This is a genomic window from Coralloluteibacterium stylophorae, assembly GCF_018122625.2.
GTDB lineage: Bacteria > Pseudomonadota > Gammaproteobacteria > Xanthomonadales > Xanthomonadaceae > Coralloluteibacterium > Coralloluteibacterium stylophorae.
This window is the reverse complement of sequence record NZ_JAGQFT020000003.1, coordinates 371,940-387,657: the sequence shown is the minus strand read 5'-3', so window position 1 is coordinate 387,657 and position 15,718 is coordinate 371,940. Positions and strand designations below refer to the sequence as shown.

Genomic DNA, 15,718 nt, shown 5'->3' with positions numbered 1-15,718 from the left:
TGATAGGCGCCGCCGTCTTTCTCCGGTTGAGGGGATGAGAGGCGCCCCGCTCGGGGCGGTACCGCCGGGGGACGGTCCCGATGTCGATGGTTCATCTGCTTGCCGAAGGCGCGCTGGTCGCCGCGCCCGGCCACGCGCGCGCACGACCGTTCGCCTACCGCAAGGGCTGGGCGCTGCTGGGCTACCTGGCCATGGCGCCGCAGCGGCGCCACGCCCGCGGCGAGCTCGCCTGCCTGCTGTGGCCCGACCTGGCCGAGACGTCCGCACGCACCAACCTGCGCCAGGTGCTGGCCGACCTCAACCTGTCGCTGGCGGGCGTCGGCCTCGGTGGGCTGGTCCGGGCGGACAAGCAGTGGATCGGCCTCGATGCCGACCTCGCGCACCGCGCGGTCGACGTGCTCATGCTGGATGCCGCGCACGCCGCCCAGGGCCCGGTCGACGACGCCCTGCGCCGCGCCGGCTGGGTTGCGGGCGATCTCCTGCAGGGCATGGCCCTGCCCGGCTGCGACGACTACGAGGACTGGCTGCGTGCGGCTCGCGAGCTGGTGCGGGTGCGCGCCGGCGCCTACCTCGCCTGCCTGCGCGACCGCCTCGCCCGCGAGGCGCGGCGGCCGGAGGCGATCGATGTCGCCCGCCGGCTGGCGGCCCTGGACGACTGGAACGAAAGCCACCTGCGTGCGCTGATGAGCCTGCTGGCCGAGGACGGCCGCCGGCGCGAGGCACTGCGCTGCTACGCGCGGCTGCGCGACGGGCTGCGCGACGAGCTCGGGGCGGCGCCGGAAGCCGCCACCATCGCCCTGCATGCGCGCATCGCGGCGGATCTCGATGCGGAGGCGGCGCAGGCGTCCGCACCCGTGCCGCGTCCGGCAGCCGGACCCGCCGCCGCGGTCGCGCGGGCGGACGACGGCAGCCGGCGCTTCGTCGCCCTGGTCTATTGCGACCTGCGCAATGCGAAGCCGGACGCTGTCGAGGCGCGGTGCCTGGAGCAGGCGGCCGCGGCCCTGCGCGGCGCCGGCGCGGCGGTGCTGACCGCCGGCGGCCGGACCCTGCTCGGCTGCTTCGGGCTCGGTCCCGGCGGTCACGCCGATCCGGCCGTGGCGGCGGCCGATGCCGCGCTCGCGGTGCGGCAGGCGCTGGGCGACGGCGTCGCGCAGGCCATCGAGTGCGGGCTCGTCGCCTCCGGTTTCCAGGGCGACTACGAGGCCCGCCATGGCGGGCTCGCCGCCCGCACCACCACGCTGTGCATGCGGGCCCGCGCCGGCGAGATCGTCCTCGGCCGTGTGGCGGCGGGCTGCGTCGCCGCCCGCCGCAACCTGCTGCCGCTGGGCCAGGAGGGCGACGCGGAACCGTCGCTGTGGCGACTGGTTCCCGGGGTCCCGGCGGAGGCTCCGCTGCTGCCCTTCGTGGGACGTCGCGAGGCCCTGCGCATGCTCGCCGACTGCCTGGCGCGCGCGCGCGCTGGCGCACGCATCTCGCTGCGGATCGAAGGTGGCGAGGGCAGCGGACGCCGTCGCCTGCTGCGGGAGTTCATCGACGGCATCGCCGCCGACCCCGCGCTGCGCGTGCGCGCGCCGCACCTGCCGGAGCCGGCGTCGATGCCGGACGGCCCGCTCGCCGAGGTGATCGTGGTCGACGACGGTGCGGACGCTGCCGCCGACGCGCCGGCTCCCGTCGCGGCCGCCGGCCTGCTGCAGTTGCTCGTCGAGGCGCCGTCGGCGGAGCCCGTGCCTGCGGGAACGCAGCGCCTCCGCCTCGGGCCGCTGTCGGCGGAGGAGACACGGGCCTTCGCGGGCATGCTCGTGCTGGTCCGCGGCATCGATCCGCAGCGGGTGCAGGCGGCCTGCGCGCGCGGAGGCGGCTATCCGGCGGACATCGAGGCGCTCGCGGCCGTCCCGCCCAGCGTCGGCGAGGTGCCTGCGTCGCGGATGGGCGCGCTGCAGCGCGAGATCGACCGCTGCGGGCGCGACGCCCAGGTCCTGCGCACGATCGCGCTGCTCGACGGCGACGCCACTCGCAGCCGGCTCGCCGCCCTCCTCGAGGAAGGCACCGACGTCGGCGCGGCGGTGGCGCGCCTGTGGGAGCGGGACCTGCTCGAGGACCACGACGGTCGCCTGCGCATCCAGCGGCCCCTGCTGCGTGCGGTGGCGGTGGCGACCGGCAATCCGGCCTGGCGCAAGCGCATGCACCGCGACATCGCGGCGCTGCTGTCGGTGCAGTCGGCCGACGCCGCGACGCTCGCGGTGCATACCGAGGGCGCCGGCGACGAACTGGCGGCCATGCTGTGGTGGCGCGAGGCGGCGCGCGGCGCACGCGCCCGCGGTGCGCTCGGCGACGCGGTGCAGGCGCTGCGCCAGGCCGCGCGCGTGCACGCCGCCGCGCATGGCGACGCGGCCACGGCGGTCGCCATCGCGCTCGAACTGGCGACGGCCCTCGCGCTGTTCGAGGGCGCAGGCGCGCCCGCCTGCGGCGCGGTGCTCGACGAGGCGCTCGAGCGGGCGCGCGACGCGCATCCGGAGGCCCTGCGTGCGGTGCGTGCGCTGCGCGCGCTGCTGGGCCTTCTCGCGCGCCCGCGCGGTCGTGCGGCGCGGGAGATCGAGGCGCTCGAGGCTTCCGCCGCCGGCGGACGGGACTGGGTGAGGGCGTGCGCGGAGGCCGCGCTCGCGCTGCGGCGGCGCCGTGCCGATGCGCCGCTGGATGCGGTGCCGGCGGACGCCGGCGAGGCTCCGGCCCTGGCGTTGCTGCCGGAACCGCGGGTGTGCGCGCTGCTGGTGGAGGCGTGGCGGGCATCCGCCCGCGGCGACACCACGGCCGCGCGCGCCCATGCGGAGCACGCCGCGGCCCTGGCCTGCGCGCTCGATCCCGCCGCGCGCTGCCTGACCCTGCTCGAGGCGGCGCAGGTGCTGCGGGCTGCGGGATGTCTGCAGACGGCGCTGACGCTGCTGGACCGGCTCCGGTCCGAGTCGCGTCGCAACGGCTTCGCGGCCGTGGAGCGCGCCGGCGAGCTGGTGGCGCTGTCGATCCGGATCCGCACGGGGGATGCCGCGGACGCGCATGCGCTGCTGGCCGCCTGCGCGCAGGACGGGGTCCGTCGGGATCCGCGCCTGCGGGCGCTGGCGCGGGCGGCGTTGCGGTCCTGTGGCGAAAGCGGGCCCCGGCCGTCGCGACGCCGCCTGTCGCTGCGGGGCGATACCAGCCTGCAGCGCTGATCCGCGGCAGGCGCCGACCGGCGCACCTTGCCGCGAGCGGAACGCCGCCGGCGCGGCGGCGGCCGCCGCGCCCGGCAGCTCAGCGGCTCATGCGCAGGTAGGCCTGCAGCGGCACGACCTGGGCGTCGCCGCTGTTGGCGTCGGGATCGTCGTCGTCGTCCGGCCCGTCCCAGGTCAGCGTCTCGTCGGAGCTCCACAGGCTCGCCGCAGCCGTGGGCGAGGAGGTGTCGGCGTGCGCGCCGATCTCCCGCAGTCGACCGAAGCGTGCATCCGTACGGCCGTCGATACGGACGTCAAGCATCCCGGCGAGCTCCGGCGTCAGTCCGGTCAGGCGCATCACGTTGCGCGGCCGCGCGATGTAGCTGCCGCCGGCGGCGGCGTCGGCCCAGTCGGCCACGCTCATGAAGCACACCTCGATCTCCTGCGGATTGCCGCGGCTGTCCTGATAGACGTAGCGCGTCTCCAGACCTTCGCTGCGGCCCTGGGGCAGGGCGATGCCGCGGGTGAGCATCGCGTCGCGCAGGGCGTCGCCGCACAGCGGGTCGCCGCCGTGGGCGACGCGGCCGTTGGGATCGGTGAGGCTGTCGCCCGGCACCACGCCCACCCGCTCGACGTAGTGCTCGTAGGCCAGCATCCAGCCCTGCACGAACTCGCTGGAGATGCGCTCTGCCACCGCGCCGCGGTAGACGTCGCGGCCGACGGTGACCGCGCCGATGACGATGGCGATGACCACCAGCACCACCGACATCTCGATCAGGGTGAAGCCGCGGGCGCGGCGCGCGGGGACGGAGCGGGTCATCACTGTTCCTCGTAGGTGCCGGCCGCGTAGGCGGCCTCGGCGTTGGTCCGGATCCGGGTCTCCAGCGCGCGGGCGTCGTCGACCAGGGGTTCGAGCGCGTCGACGTCCGCCTGCGCCTGGGCCGCCGCGATGGCGGCCTGGACCTGGGCCGCGACGGCGGCCGCCTCGGCTGCGGCCGCGGCGGCGACGCTGGCCGTGGCCAGTGGCACCAGCCATGCCTTGGCGCCCGTGCTCGCGGCGGCTTCGGCCTGGGCATCGACCAGGTCCGCCGCCGCCGCCGAGATCGCTGCGGCACCCGCGACGATGCCGGCGGCAGCCATGACCGCTTCGGCGTCCGCCAGGCGCTTGCGCAGCTTCATCTGCACCAGGTATTCCTCGGCGCCGTAGCGCATCACGGCCGCGGCGAGCGCCACGTTGAAGTGCGCGTGGCCCGCAGCGGCGACGACATCCCCGCAGCGCAGCCGTTGCCAGGCCTCGGCCATGCCGACGACGCGGGTGCGGTCGCTGTAGGTGTCGCTGCGCGGCCGGCGTGGCGAGTCGAAGCCGGCCGCATCCAGACCCTGGGTCCCGGTGAAGGCACCATCGTTCTCGCTGACGGCGAGCGCATAGGCGACGTTGCCGGCGACAGCCTCGGAGTCGTCGGCGCGGCGCACGTGCAGGAACGTCGGGTCGGACGGGAGCGTCATCGCGGTACGCAGGCCCTGGCAGAAGTCCAGCCCGTTGTCCGCGGCCCCGGCGCCCGGCAGCACCTCGGTGGCGCCGGCTGCACCCAGCACCAGGGCCCGGAAGCGCGGACGCGCCCGGCTGAGGTCGGCATCCGCCTCGACGTCCACCGCGCCACGGCGCAGCACGCCGTAGCGCAGCCGTCCGCCGCGCGCGTCGGGCAGCTGCAGCGTGCGCCAGGGCAGGCGCCCGACCTGGGCGCTCGTCCCGCAGTCCTCGTCGCCGGCGCTGTCGACGGCCGGGCACGGCAGGCGATCGTGCGCGGCGGCGAAGGCGATGATGGCGTCGTCGGCACGTTCCAGAAGGTCGCGACGCGCGTGTTCCTCGCGCATGCGGCCGTGGCGCGTGGCGACGTTCGCGACGAGCACCGTCAGGACGCCGAGCACCACGATCACGATGGCGATCTCGAGCAGCGACGCGCCGCGCTGGGCGCGCCCTGGGGGAAGGAGGCGGCCGTTCATGGATCGAGTCCTCCGGCGTCGAGCGCCGATGCCCGTGCATACGCCGCCTCGGCACGCGTCTCCGCCTCCAGCAGGTAGGCGTCCGCGGCCGCGAGCTGGCGCTGCGCGTCGTCGCGCTCCTCGGGCGCCTCCGCCATGTCGGCCGAGGCCGAGGCGAGGTCGTAGCTCGCCGTCGCCATCGCGCCTGCGGTGGCGATCATCGACACGATCGCCACCGGCAGCCCGACCGGGACCGGCCAGCCCTCGGCCATCGTGAAGCTGTCCGCGCTGGTCTGGTAGAGCCCGAGGGCGAAGTTCATCGAGGCCATGGTCAGCGAGAGCGCCGCCATTTCGACCGAGGTCTGGTTCGACTGGTAGGCGACCGCGCGGATGTCGCGGAAGAGTTCCGCGAACGCGACCATGTCGCTGGCGGCATAGGCGCTGCGGGCGGCCGCCGTCGTGCGCACGACCCGATCGAGGCAGCTGATGCGGACTGCGAGTTCGCCCGGCCCCACCGCGAGCGTACGCTGGCCGACGGCGTCCTCGGACCCCGGCAGTGCGGCGACGATGTCCGGAGTGAAGTCGTCGCCGGCACCGCCGGTGTCGGTCAGGGCATAGGCCACCGGGACGCCGTCCAGCTCGGCGCTGCCGGATCCGGTCTGCAGCGCCTTCAGCACCATGCAGGTGTCGAGCCCGGTCAGGGCCGCCGCATGGCCGTCGGTGTCGTCGGGCGCGTCCGGGAGCAGCGGTGAGAAGCGATCCGCGGCGGGGGCGCTGCTCAGCGATGCGGAGACGGCATAGCGCACGCGCAGGTCGGCCGGAAGGCCAAGTGTCCGCACCGGCAGCCAGCCGCTGCGGTTGCCCGGATCCTCCAGCCCGTCGCGCGCGGCGTCGTCCGCCGCAGGAAGCCTCTGGTGCGCGAGCAGGAAACCGATCAGTGCGGCGTCGGCGTCCGCCAGCTGCGCGTCGCGGTCCTGCTCGCGGGCGACGCTGCCGCCGAGGTCGCCCAGGCGCACGGCCAGGATGCCGACCAGCGCCAGCACCACCAGGACGACCGCCATCTCCACCAGCGACCAGCCCGCCTGCACGCGGCGTGTGTATCGGGGATCCACGCGCTAGTCCTCCGTCGTCTCGTGCGGGGCCGGGCCCACCGCACCCTTGTGGTCGGCCCGGCGCAGGACGCCCTCCGCGCCGCTCCAGAGCTCGATCGCGGTGCCCTCGAGCGGAATGCTGCCGCCGGTGGAGAACTGTGCGCAGTTCTCCGCGGCCTCGGTGGCCTGCTCGCGTGCGCTCGCGGCCGCGGCCTCCAGCGCCTGGGCATCGCGTTCCAGGGCGACGGTGCCGTCCGCGCCGAGCATGGTCGCGGGGTCGAAGTTCTTCTCCGGGTCGTCGCTGGGCGATGCCGGCGTCTCCGGGGCATACCCCATCACGTCGCGATAGGTGGCTCTCACCCGGAGTGCATTGACATCGCAGGCCAGCCCATCGAGCAGCTTGCCTTCTCCGTCGTAGCGCTCGCTGCAGTAGTCGCTGGTCACGAACCACTGGTTCTCGGACCCGGACAAACCGATCCCCGTGACGTCGATCGACGGACAGTCGAGGGTGTTCAGCAACGTGGGGGTGCAGACCTCCTCGACCCGCGGCAGTACCGCGGCCGCCCTCGCATGGGCCTGCTCCGCGCCGGCGATGTCCTCGAGTGCGTCCTCGCGTGCGGCGGTGGCCGTGGCGATGGCCTCCCTGGCTTCCGCGGCCATCGTCTCGATCTCGGTCACCGTGTCGCAGGCGATCTCCATCTTCAGCTCGTTCTCGATGCTCGGATCGGCGCGCCACGCCGCCGTCGCCGCCACGCAGCGCTGCGCCGCCGCGCCGTCGACGCCGGCGGGGAGTTCGCAGGCGTCCGCGGGGATGCCCTGTGCCGCGCATAGCTTCAGCTTCTCCTCGAGCCATTCGCCGGTCGGCGGATGCGATTCGTCCACGTTCAGCGCGGTGAGCTGGTCCTGTGCATTGCGCAGCGCGCCGCTCGCGTCCATCGCGTCCTGCTTGGCCGCGGCCCACTGGTCGAGGGCGGTGGTCAGCGCCGTGATCCTCTCGGCCTTGACGGCGTCGCTGTCGTCCGTGCCGCCGCCCACCAGGGCGGCGACGTCCGCCTCCAGGACCGCACGCTTCTGGTCGGCCTTGCTTCGTGCGGCTGCGGCGTCCGCCTCGTAGCCGTCGGCGTTCGCATCGAGCTGGGTCGCCGCGGTGCAGATCGCCTCTCCGTGCGTGCTCAGGTCGATCTCGCTCACCAGTTCGTCGGCGTCGACGCCTGCCTCGATGGCGACGGCGGCGAACATGGCGATGGCGGCGATCTGGCCGACCATCGCGCCGGCGGTCGCGGCCAGCGCCACGCCCTGCAGCGCGACCGCCGTGCCTTCCAGCGTCAGCGCGCCGGCGTAGACCGGGATCAGGGCGCACTGCACCCACGGCGGAAGGGCGCACGCGGCGATCGCCGCCGACAGCTGCGCGCTGATCACGCCGGTGTTGGTGCCGGCGACGACGATGTCGGCGGTGGTGGTGGCGATGCCGGTGCCCAGGAGGATCAGCTGTACGGCGCCGACGGAGGCGCCGAGCACACCGTCCTCGTAGTTGTTCTCCTGCAGCCCCGACGCTTCGTCGACGATGTTGACGCCGCGCGCCAGGGCGCCGATGGACGCCATGGCGACGTCGCACTGCATGCGCTGGGCCAGCGCATCGAAGCCCATGGTGCGCACGCGGTCGTCGTAGGCGGCCGAGGTGGTGCGGAACGGCGATTCCATCCGCGCCGCGGCGGTCGCGTTCTCGCCGTCGAACAGGCTTCCGCCGGCGCCGGGGGTGGGGCCGGGCGCCGCCAGCGCGTAGGCGACGTTGCGGGTGGCGCCGTCGGCATCGGGCACCCAGGCGCTGGCAGTGGAGGGGGCGGCCGCGGCGGCGGTAGCGAGCGCCGCGCAGAAGTCGAGGCCGTTGACCGCGCCGAAACCGTAGTCGTCGCTGCCGAAGGTGTAGCCGTCGGCGTCGCTGTTGTCTGCATCCCAGGTCGGCGGCTCGTAGTGCGAGGCGGCCACGGCGAGGTCGGAGGCCGTCGCGCGGTGCACCAGGTAGCGCATCGGACCGCCGGCGATGCCGCTGCCGTCGTGGTCGAGGCGGGTGCCGACGCTGGCCTCCAGCGTGCCGCGCGGCAGCCAGCCCTTCGCCAGCGTGCAGTCCTCCACGCCGTCGGCGGACGCGGCCGGGCAGGGCAGGCGCGCATAGGCGGCGGCATAGGCGGCGATGGCGGTGTCGGCCGACGCGAGCGCGCGCTCCTGCGCCTGCGCGGCATCGGTCGGTGCCGAGGCGCGCAGCAGCACCGCGCCGACCGAGACGGCGGCGCCGACCAGCACCAGCACCAGCATCGCCTGCAGGAGGCCGAAGCCCCGCGCCGCGCGCGGGGGCGAGTCCATGAGGTGGGGCATGACGGTTCCGGCTCCCTCCGGCGACTAGAAGCGCGACCCGCCCATCGCCTGCTTGACCAGGTCGTAGACCGGCAGCAGCAGGGCGACGATGAGCAGGATGAACATGCCGCCGGCCAGCAGCACGACGACCGGCTTGATGACTTCCGAGAGGTTCGCGATCAGCCGCTGCAGGCGCAGGCTGTACTCCTCGGACAGGCGCGAGAACTGTCCGTCGAGCGTGCCGGTGTCCTCGCCGACGCCGATCATGCGCACCATCATCGAAGGGAAGCCGCCGACCTGGCGCATCGCCGAGGACATGCGGTCGCCGCGCTCGAGCACCTGGCGGATGGCGATGATGCGGTCGCGGTAGTACTCGTCGCGCATCGCGCGTTCCATGACCTGCAGGCTGGAGACCATGTCGACGCCGGCGCGGATCAGCAGCGCCATGTACTCGGTCAGGAACGCCAGGCCCGAGGAGAACATGATGGTCCTGGCGATCGGCAGCCGGTGCAGGGTGTAGTGCGTGGTACGCCGGAACGCGCGGCTGTTGCGCCAGGTCACCCACAGCGCGAAGGCGCCGAGCACCATGCCGACCAGGATGGTGCCGATGTGCCCGGTCAGCCACTCGGAGAACGCCATCACCGCGATGGTCAGCGGCGGCAGCTTCGCGTTCATCTGGGTGAAGAGCTCGGCCAGGTTCGGGATCACGTAGTAGATCCAGAAGCCGCCGGCGGCGAAGATCGCCGAGAACACGAAGGCCGGGTAGATCAGCGCCTGGCGGGTGTCGGCGGTCATGCGCGAGACGCGCTCGACGTGGTCGGCCGACTCCGCGAGCATCCGGTCCATGGTGCCGGTCTCGTCGCCGATCATGACCAGGTTGCGCACGGTCTCGGGGAAGGCGTCGGGGTAGCGGGCGAAGGCGTCGCTCATCGACGCGCCGGCATCGAGTTCGTCGAGCAGGCGCCGCGCCAGGCGCGCCGCGTTCGAGGCGCGCCCGGTGCCGACCTCGTTGGCCACCGCGCGCAGCGCCTCCAGCACCGGGATGCCGGAGGCGGTCATCACCGCCAGGTCGCGCAGCATGCCCGACAGCTCCGCCGGGCGGATCGTCGGCCGGAACAGCTTGGCCAGCGATCGCTGGGTCTCGGCGAGCCAGCCGGGCAGGCGGTGCAGGGCCAGCACGGTGGCGTCGAAGTTCTTCTCCAGCCAGATCCGCGCCGAGCTGTCGCGTTCGACCGACAGCTGCGCGATGCCGGTCTTCACCCGGTTGCCGGACAGCAGGATGCGGTAGTAGTAGACGTTCACGGCGCCGGTCCCACGCCGGCCACGCGCAGCACCTCTTCCGGGGTGGTCTGGCCCTTGATCACGCGGGCCTTGGCGATGTCCTCGATGCCGCGGAAGCCCGCCTGCTGCGCGAGCGAGCGGATGCCTTCGCGGCCGATGTCGTCGGCGATGCCGTTGGCCAGCGCCTCGTCGACGATGAGCACATCGTAGATCGGCAGGCGGCCGTAGTAGCCGCTGCCGCGGCAGCGCTCGCAGCCCTGGCCGCGCCGGCCCGTGGCCCCGCTGGGCAGGCCGAGCCAGCGGCATTCGGGCTCGGTGAACGGCACCTCGACGCTGCAGTGCGGGCAGTTCTGCCGGGCCAGGCGCTGGTTGACCACGGCCAGCAGGTTGTCGGCGATGACCTGCGCCTGCAGGCCCAGCGGGCGCAGGCGCGGGACCACGCCGAACACGCTGGTCACGTGCAGGGTCGACAGCACCAGGTGGCCGGTCGCCGCCGCCTCGACCGCGGCCTGCGCGGTCTCGGCGTCGCGCATCTCGCCCAGCAGGATCACGTCCGGGTCGTGGCGCAGGAAGTGGCGCAGCGCCGAGCCGAACTCGTAGCCGGCGCGGCGGTTGACCTCGGTCTGGCCGGCGCCGGGCACGCGGTATTCGATCGGGTCCTCGACGGTCAGCACGTTGCGCTGGATCAGCGACTGCATGCGCAGTGCCGCGTGCAGGGAGGAGCTCTTGCCCGACCCGGTCGGGCCGGTGATCAGCACCAGGCCGGCGGGCTTGGCGAACAGGCGCTCGAGGGCGGCGACGTCTTCCGGGAAGAAGCCGAGTTCGGCGAGGCCGGCGAGCTCGGTGTGCTCGGGCAGCAGACGCATGACCGTGCGCTCGCCGGCGTCGGTGATGATGGTCGACACGCGCACCGTCACCGGCGAGTCCAGCACCACCGCGCGGAAGCTGCCGTCCTGCGGGCGGCGCTGTTCGGAGATGTCCATCTCCGCGGCGAGCTTGATGAAGCCGAGCAGGCGCGAGAGCGACGAGGGCATCGCGAACATCGGCCGCAGCACGCCGTCGACGCGGAACAGCACGTGCAGCGAGCCCTCCGACGGCGCGATGTGGATGTCGGTGGTGCGCTCGCGCACCGCCAGGTGCAGCAGGTAGTCGAGCAGCTTCTCGGGGCTGAAGGCGTGGTCGGCGTCGGCCGACAGGCGCTTCATCTCCTTGGTCAGCAGGCTCTCGACCGGGTTCTGCGCGAAGTAGTAGGTGTGCCGGATCAGCCGCGCGACCTTGCCGTACTCGCCCTGCACGAAGCGGCAGCGCAGGCCGCAGCGCTGCAGCACGAGCTGGGCGACGACCTCGCGGTCGGCATCGCCCAGGAGCACCTCGAGCGCGTCCTGGGCGCGGCGCAGCGGCAGGAACTGGCGCAGCTGGCAGAGCTCGCGGTTGAACATCGCCAGCACCTGCGGATCGGCCTCGGGCAGGGTCTCGACCTGCACGAAGTCGATGCCCTGCAGCTCGGCCTGCACCTGGACGATGTCCGACTCGCTGGCCAGGCCGTGCTTGATCAGCACGCGGCCCAGGCGCTGCTGTTCGACCTCGTTCTTCTGCAGCGCGTACTGCAGCTGGGCGTCGTCGATCAGCCCGCGCTCGCGCAGGATCTCGCCGAGGCGGTTGCCGGCGCTGGGGGCCGGCGGCGCCGGGCGGGTGGGGTCAACCGTTGCCATCTGGGATCTCCGCGACCGTGGCGCCGCGCGTGGCTGCGGCGCTCTCGATCAGGAACAGGGTCATGGGGTCGGGCCGGCCGGTCGCGGCGAGCCCGTTGTCGGCCTGGAAGCGGGCCAGCGCCTGCCGGGTGCGCGGGCCGACGATGCCGTCGACCGCGCCGGTGTCGAGGCCCAGCCCGGCCAGCGCGTCCTGCAGGATGCGCACGCCCTGGCCCTCGCCGGCGGCGACCTGCTCGAGCGGGAGCCGGGTGCGCCAGGCGACGGTGGCGTGGGCGGGATCGAAGCAGACGTCGCTGCGGCCGGCGAATGCGGCCGCCGCCGATGACGGTGCGCGCGCCAGCTGCAGGGCGGTGGCCTCGATGTCGGGCGTGCGCGCCAGTCCCGACACGCAGTGCGCCCAGTCGATGCTGCTGGGTGTGGGTGTGGGTGTGGGCGCGGGCGTCGCGGCGGCGGCGGTGAGGGCGGGAGGCGCCTGCACGGGCGGCGTCGCGGTGGGCGAGGTCGCGGCCGGCGCGGCCGGCGTCGCGCGCAGGCCGAAGGCCCCGCCGGCGGCCAGCAGCGCGACGGCGGCGGCCGCGGCGACGGGACGCAGGCGGGAGGCCAGCGGCGCCGGCGTGCGTGCCTCGAGCGCGCCGGCCTCGCGGCCGGCCGCGCGCACCAGCGCGGCGTCGACCTCGCGTGCGCCGCTGGCGACCAGGCCGTACAGGCAGCGGTCCATCAGCAGGTGGATGCGGCGGGGATTGCCGCCGCTGCGCCGGTACAGGGCGCGACCGCCGCTGCGGCTCAGGCCGATGCGCCCGGCGCCGCCGGCCACCGCCAGGCGGAAGTCGACGTAGCGCAGGGTGTCGTCGGCATCGAGCGCGTCCAGCCGCACGTGCTTGACGATGCGGCTGGTGAGCTGGCGGATCTCGGCGCGCGCCAGGCTGTCGCGCAGCTCGGGCTGGCCGGCCAGGACGATCTGCAGCAGCTTCTCCTGCCCGGTTTCCATGTTCGAAAGCAGGCGCAGCAGCTCGAGGCTTTCCAGCGACAGGTTCTGCGCGTCGTCGATGGCGAGCACGCAGGTCACGCCGGCCTTCCACTGCTTCACCAGGAAGGCGTTGAAGCGCTCGATGTTGGTGGCCGGGTCGTCGACCGGGCGCACGCCGAAGTCGCGCAGGATCGCGTTGAGCAGGTCGCCGCCCTGCAGGAAGGTGTTGAACACCAGGCAGGCCGCGGTGCCGGAGGGCTCCAGCGCCTGCAGCAGGCGGCGCAGGAAGGTGCTCTTGCCCATGCCGACCTCGCCGGTCAGCAGCACGAAGCCCTTGCGCGCCTCCAGGCAGTGCGTGGCCTCGGCCAGCTCGCGCTCGAGCCCGCCGGCGTGGAAGTAGCAGGCCGCGTCCGGCGTCGGCGGGAACGGCGGCCGGGTGAGGCCCAGGCTGCGCAGGTAGGCGCCGCTGTCGCTCATGGCCGCACGCCCTCGACCATGGCCAGCGCGCGCGCGAGTTCGCGCGAGCCGGCGTTGCGGCCCTGCAGGCGCATCAGCCGCGTGCGCGCGCGTTCGATCTCGCCGGCGCGCGCGTCGAGCAGGGCGACGTTGATGCCGGCGTTGAGGTCGTCGGGCACGCGCGCGACCACGTCGCGGTAGTAGCGGGCGGCGGCGTCGAAGTCGCCGCCCGAGTAGGCCGCCCAGGCGCGCATGCGCAGCAGGGTCAGGCTCTCGGCCGGCAGCACCTGGGCCAGTGCGTCGATGGCCGCGTGCGCCGCGGCGGCGTCGCCGGATTCGACGGCCGCGGTCGCGGCAGCGACCCGGCGCTGGATCTCGGGCTCGTCCGGATCCAGGGCCGGCTCGCGTGCCGCGGCATGGCGTACCACCCCGGTGCGGGCGGCCGCGCCGGCCGCCGGCGCGGCATCGCTGACGGAGATGCGGATGGCGTCGGCGGCGCTGTCGGGGGCGTCGGCGGCGGGTGCGGCCACCGCCGCGTCGACCTCCGCCGGCGGTGCCGGGACGGACGCCTGCGCGGTCGGCGCGAGGGCCGGCGCGGGCGCGGCGAGCGGCTGCGGTGCCGGCGTCGGGACGGGCGCCGCTGTCGCCGGCGCGCCCGCCGCCACGGAAGCGGGCTCCGCGGCCGGCTGCGCCACGGCGGGCGCAGGCTCCGTGGCCGCGTCCACGGTCGGCGTCGGCGGTGCCTGCGGCGCGGTCGCCGCGAGGCCCGCGCCGGCGGCGATTGCCGGCTCCGCCTCCGCGGCATCGGTCGTACGCGCGGGCCACAGCCAGGCTCCCCCGGCGGCCAGCAGCGCCGCGGCCACGCCGGCGGCCAGCGCCAGCGGGAGCAGGCGCCGGGACTCGATCCGCGGCCGCGGCGGCGAGCCCGCCGCCGCGGGGTCCGCGCGCTCGGCCTCGATCTGGCGCAGGGCGTCGAAGATCAGGCTCATATCACGTGCACGCGCAGGACCAGGACGAGCTCGCGGGTGAACTGGCTCTTGCTGCGCGAGCCGAACAGGCGGCCGAGGCCGGGCACGTCGGACAGCCCCGGTATGCCGCTGTCGGAGGTCGTCTGCTGCTGGTCGATCAGGCCGCCCAGCATCACCGTGTCGCCGTCGCGCAGGTTGAGCGTGGTCGAGATGCCCTTGACGTTGATCACCGGCAGGCTGACCGCGTTGCCGTTCTCGAACTGCACCAGCTCCAGGCTGCCCGGCTCGACCTCGGTCTGCATCGGATGCACGAGCAGCTCGACGTTGCCGTTGTCGTGGATGAAGGGCGCCACGCCCACCACCACGCCGGAGAACAGCGAGTCGGTCTGGATGTCGGACTGCTGGTTGAAGGCGTCCGCGCCGGCGGCCGAGAAGCTGGTCGTCGACTTGGTGATGTAGCGGATGTTGGCGCCCACGCTGAGGTAGGCGGGGCTGCCGTTGCGCACCCGCACGCTCGGGTTGGAGAGCACCTTCACGTCGCCGAAGCTGCGCAGCACGTTCAGCGCCGCGGCGAAGGTGTCGCCGACGTAGCCGATGCCGAGCCCGCGGCCGCCGGTGCTGCCCAGCGTCTGCGCCGGGAAGATCAGCTGCCGCGGCGAGAGCGTGTCGTGCTCGGTGGCGGCGGGGAAGTCGCGCTGGAAGGTCGGGATGTTGATCGGGTTGTCGCCGTAGATGCCGGCGACGCGGTTGCGCAGCAGGGTCCAGTCGACGCCGAACTGCGAGCCGTCGTTGAGGCTGACGTCGAGGATCTGCGCCTCGACCAGCACCTGCCGGCCCAGCATCCTGCGGTTGTGCTCGATCAGCGACTCGATCGCGCCCACCTGCGACGGCCGCGCGCGCACGAACAGCGAGCCGGTGGACGGGTCGAGGTTGTAGCGCGAGGCCTCGCGCGGCGGCGGCGCGTCGGGATCGTTGCCCCGCTGGGTCTCGTCCTCGGCGAGGATGGCGGCGACCGCGGCGTCGAGCTGCTTGTAGGGGTCGTTGGACTTGCCGACGCTGCCGTCGAGGGTGATGGTGCCGCGCAGCGACTGGCCGCCGCCGCCGTCGGCGCCCTGCAGGCCGGCGCCGAACACGTCGCCGCCGGTGGACAGGTTGATCGAGGAGACCGCGTTGAGCATCTCCACGTTGAAGATGCGCTCCTCCATCTGCGACACCACCAGCGCGCCGCCGCGCAGCCCGCCGTGCAGGTCGAAGGCGCCGAGGATGTGGTCGAACACCTCGCGCGCGGTCACGTTGCGCAGCTGCAGGGTGGCGCGCTGCCGCAGCGCGAGCACGTCCGGGTCGACGATCAGGTTCATGCCGAGCTGGTCGGCCAGCGCCCACAGCAGGCGGCCGACGTCGGCGTCGTACATGCTGATCGAGACGACGCGGTTCTCGAGCGGGTCGTAGACCGGGGCGACGGCGGCGATCGCCGGGCCGGCGGCGTCGTTGCGCTCGAGCTGCGCGCGGCGCGCGTCGATGTGCGCGGCGAACGCGGCCGACTCCTCGACGATGGCGTCGCCGGTCTTCTGCAGCAGGGTGTCGTCGGGGGACTTCATGTCCCAGGTGCTGCGCGGCGGCAGGCTGGAGCACGCGCCCAGCAGCAGCGTGGCGCAGGCCGAGGCGAGCAGCAGCCGGGCCTGCGCGCGGCGGTGTCGGGGCGGGGTGGCGGTTGCGGTCATGG

10 protein-coding genes are annotated in these 15,718 nt (G+C 74.3%); 1 reads left to right on the top strand and 9 read right to left on the bottom strand.

Annotated elements, in window-relative coordinates:
- Positions 1 to 80 precede the first annotated feature (80 nt).
- On the top strand, positions 81 to 3,206 hold the full coding sequence (locus KB893_RS06620) for an ATP-binding protein (RefSeq protein ID WP_211927457.1): 3,126 nt from the start codon (positions 81 to 83) through the stop codon (positions 3,204 to 3,206).
- Between the two features lie 79 nt (positions 3,207 to 3,285).
- Here the strand turns inward: KB893_RS06620 and KB893_RS06615 are convergent, their stop codons facing one another.
- From KB893_RS06615 to mshL, 9 genes are read right to left on the bottom strand one after another with little or no spacing between them, the layout of a single operon-like run.
- Positions 3,286 to 4,005: a prepilin-type N-terminal cleavage/methylation domain-containing protein gene (locus KB893_RS06615; protein WP_213173567.1), complete on the bottom strand. Its 720-nt coding sequence runs from the start codon at positions 4,003 to 4,005 to the stop codon at positions 3,286 to 3,288.
- A complete protein-coding gene (locus KB893_RS06610) occupies positions 4,005 to 5,189 on the bottom strand; it encodes a hypothetical protein (protein WP_213173566.1) in 1,185 nt (394 codons plus the stop codon). The genes KB893_RS06615 and KB893_RS06610 overlap by 1 nt, the downstream gene beginning before the upstream one ends.
- On the bottom strand, positions 5,186 to 6,280 hold the full coding sequence (locus tag KB893_RS06605; protein WP_213173565.1) for a hypothetical protein: 1,095 nt from the start codon (positions 6,278 to 6,280) through the stop codon (positions 5,186 to 5,188). The genes KB893_RS06610 and KB893_RS06605 overlap by 4 nt, the downstream gene beginning before the upstream one ends.
- A gap of 3 nt (positions 6,281 to 6,283) precedes the next feature.
- Positions 6,284 to 8,632: a hypothetical protein gene (locus tag KB893_RS06600; protein ID WP_211927998.1), complete on the bottom strand. Its 2,349-nt coding sequence runs from the start codon at positions 8,630 to 8,632 to the stop codon at positions 6,284 to 6,286.
- Positions 8,633 to 8,656: 24 nt separating this feature from the next.
- A complete protein-coding gene (locus tag KB893_RS06595) occupies positions 8,657 to 9,913 on the bottom strand; it encodes a type II secretion system F family protein (RefSeq protein ID WP_213173564.1) in 1,257 nt (418 codons plus the stop codon).
- Complete coding sequence (locus KB893_RS06590) at positions 9,910 to 11,604, bottom strand: GspE/PulE family protein (RefSeq protein ID WP_211926504.1); 1,695 nt, start codon at positions 11,602 to 11,604, stop codon at positions 9,910 to 9,912. Before KB893_RS06590 ends, KB893_RS06595 begins: the two co-directional genes overlap by 4 nt.
- A complete protein-coding gene (locus KB893_RS06585) occupies positions 11,591 to 13,048 on the bottom strand; it encodes an ExeA family protein (RefSeq protein ID WP_211926505.1) in 1,458 nt (485 codons plus the stop codon). The genes KB893_RS06590 and KB893_RS06585 overlap by 14 nt, the downstream gene beginning before the upstream one ends.
- Entirely contained in the window at positions 13,045 to 14,016 is a 972-nt protein-coding gene (locus KB893_RS06580; RefSeq protein ID WP_211926506.1) for a tetratricopeptide repeat protein, read from the bottom strand. The genes KB893_RS06585 and KB893_RS06580 overlap by 4 nt, the downstream gene beginning before the upstream one ends.
- Complete coding sequence (mshL, locus tag KB893_RS06575) at positions 14,013 to 15,716, bottom strand: pilus (MSHA type) biogenesis protein MshL (RefSeq protein WP_211926507.1); 1,704 nt, start codon at positions 15,714 to 15,716, stop codon at positions 14,013 to 14,015. The genes KB893_RS06580 and mshL overlap by 4 nt, the downstream gene beginning before the upstream one ends.
- Positions 15,717 to 15,718 lie beyond the last annotated feature (2 nt).

Bases quoted from the DNA above. Each gene is read 5' to 3' on its own strand.
- KB893_RS06580 (WP_211926506.1), bottom strand. From the start codon at position 14,016: ATGAGCCTGATCTTCGACGCCCTGCGCCAGATCGAGGCCGAGCGCGCG.
- KB893_RS06610 (WP_213173566.1), bottom strand. From the start codon at position 5,189: ATGAACGGCCGCCTCCTTCCCCCAGGGCGCGCCCAGCGCGGCGCGTCG.
- KB893_RS06615 (WP_213173567.1), bottom strand. From the start codon at position 4,005: ATGACCCGCTCCGTCCCCGCGCGCCGCGCCCGCGGCTTCACCCTGATC.
- KB893_RS06620 (WP_211927457.1), top strand. From the start codon at position 81: ATGTCGATGGTTCATCTGCTTGCCGAAGGCGCGCTGGTCGCCGCGCCC.
- mshL (WP_211926507.1), bottom strand. From the start codon at position 15,716: ATGACCGCAACCGCCACCCCGCCCCGACACCGCCGCGCGCAGGCCCGG.
- KB893_RS06600 (WP_211927998.1), bottom strand. From the start codon at position 8,632: ATGCCCCACCTCATGGACTCGCCCCCGCGCGCGGCGCGGGGCTTCGGC.
- KB893_RS06585 (WP_211926505.1), bottom strand. From the start codon at position 13,048: ATGAGCGACAGCGGCGCCTACCTGCGCAGCCTGGGCCTCACCCGGCCG.
- KB893_RS06590 (WP_211926504.1), bottom strand. From the start codon at position 11,604: ATGGCAACGGTTGACCCCACCCGCCCGGCGCCGCCGGCCCCCAGCGCC.